Origin of the sequence: Mesorhizobium sp. M7A.F.Ca.CA.002.09.1.1 (assembly GCF_003998555.1) — a bacterium.
Taxonomy (GTDB): Bacteria; Pseudomonadota; Alphaproteobacteria; order Rhizobiales; family Rhizobiaceae; genus Mesorhizobium; species Mesorhizobium ciceri.
Window position 1 is genome coordinate 1 of the sequence record NZ_RZRR01001072.1, and the last position, 1650, is coordinate 1650.

2 protein-coding genes are annotated in these 1650 nt (G+C 63.0%); both read left to right on the forward strand.

Going from position 1 to position 1650, the window contains the following annotated elements:
• A partial coding sequence (locus tag EN994_RS30335; protein ID WP_164746372.1) for a type II secretion system F family protein occupies positions 1-639 on the forward strand: 639 nt, incomplete at its 5' end.
• A gap of 1 nt (position 640) precedes the next feature.
• Positions 641-1603: a type II secretion system F family protein gene (locus tag EN994_RS30340; protein ID WP_063167885.1), complete on the forward strand. Its 963-nt coding sequence runs from the start codon at positions 641-643 to the stop codon at positions 1601-1603.
• Positions 1604-1650 lie beyond the last annotated feature (47 nt).

The window sequence follows — 1650 nt, forward strand, 5'->3', positions numbered from 1 at the left end:
ATCTGGTACGGCTTGCCGCCGCTGATGGGGTTCGTCCTGTTCGTGGTGCTCATGCCGCTATTGCCGGTGCTGACGCTGCGTTTCAAGCGCAAGCGCCGGCTGAAGCGGTTCGGCATGCAGTTGCCGGAGGCGCTGGAACTGATCACGCGTGGCCTGAAGGCCGGCCACCCGGTGCCGGTGGCGATCGCCATGGTGGCGCGCGAGATGCCCGACCCGATCGGCAGCGAGTTCGGCGTCATCGCCGACGAAGTGACCTACGGATCCGATCTGGTTTCGGCGTTGAACTCGCTGTTCGACCGGGTCGGCCAGGAGGATCTGCCGTTGTTCGTCACCGCCGTCTCGATCCAGACCAGTTCGGGCGGCAATCTGCGCGAGATCCTCGACGGCCTGGCGACGACGATTCGCGAGCGTGGCAAGCTGCGCCGCAAGGTGCGCGCCATTGCGACAGAAGGCCGGATGTCGGCCTACATTCTGACGGCCGTGCCGGCGTTGCTGTTTGCCGCCATCATGGCACTGATGCCGGGCTTCTACAGCGACGTCTGGGGCGAGCCGAAGACCTGGTATCTGCTTGGCGCGTCGATCACCTGGCTGATGCTGGGCAATCTGATGATGTTCAAGATGTCGAATTTCAAGTTCTGACATGCAGGGCTTCATCGAATTCCTCGCCTCGCTTGCGCCGACCTCATTGATGCCGGTGGCCATACTGCTGCTGGCGGTGGGTGCTGCCGCTGTTGCCTGGCCTGTTGTCATGGCGAAGGGCGATCGCAACGAGGTCATGCGCCGGCTCAGGGTCGACAACGGTCCCGTGGCCGCCAAACCGGAGCCGGTGCAAAAGAAGAATACCGGCATCGTGCGCGAGAAGGCGGTGAAGCGGGCGCAGGAATTCTACGCCAGGAGCGATCCGGAAAATGTCGCGCGGCTGCGCATGAAGCTTATCCAGGCGGGCTACATGGAGCCGCGCGCTGTCGGTACGTTCTTCCTGATCCGGTTCACCGCGATGATCGGCACGGCAATCGGTGTGTTTGTGCTCAACCGCTGGATGGCCAGTCCGGACGCAACGATGGCCAGCCGCTGGACATTCGTCATCCTGTCGGGCGCGGCCGGTTATTTCCTGCCCGGCCTGATGCTGAGCCAGAAAGTGCGGGAACGCAGGCGTGAGTACCGCAACGGGTTTCCCGATTTCATGGACCTGATGATTGTCTGCTCGGATGCCGGCATGAGCATGGAGGCAGGCATAGAGCGCGTCTCCAAGGAACTCGCCAAGACTTATCCCGCGCTCAGCCAGAACCTGCAGCTGGTGTCGCTGGAGCTGAGGGCCGGGCGCAGCCTCGACGATGCGCTGAAGGCGCTCGCCGATCGCCTCAGCCTGGACGAGGTGCGTTCCTTCGCCACGCTGCTGCAGCAGTCCAAGGAACTCGGCACCAGCCTGTCGGGGGCGCTGCGCGTCTTCTCCGACGACATGCGCCATAAGCGTATGTCGTTGGCCGAGGAAAAGGCGCACGCTCTGCCTGCCAAGATGTCGGTGCCCGTGGTTGTGTGCATCCTGCCGGTGGTGCTGATGATCGCGGCCATTCCAGTCATCGTCAAAATGACGGCGCACTAGCGAGCGCTCCACAAAAGCCCTAGCAAGGGGCTGACAAACCATTGTTC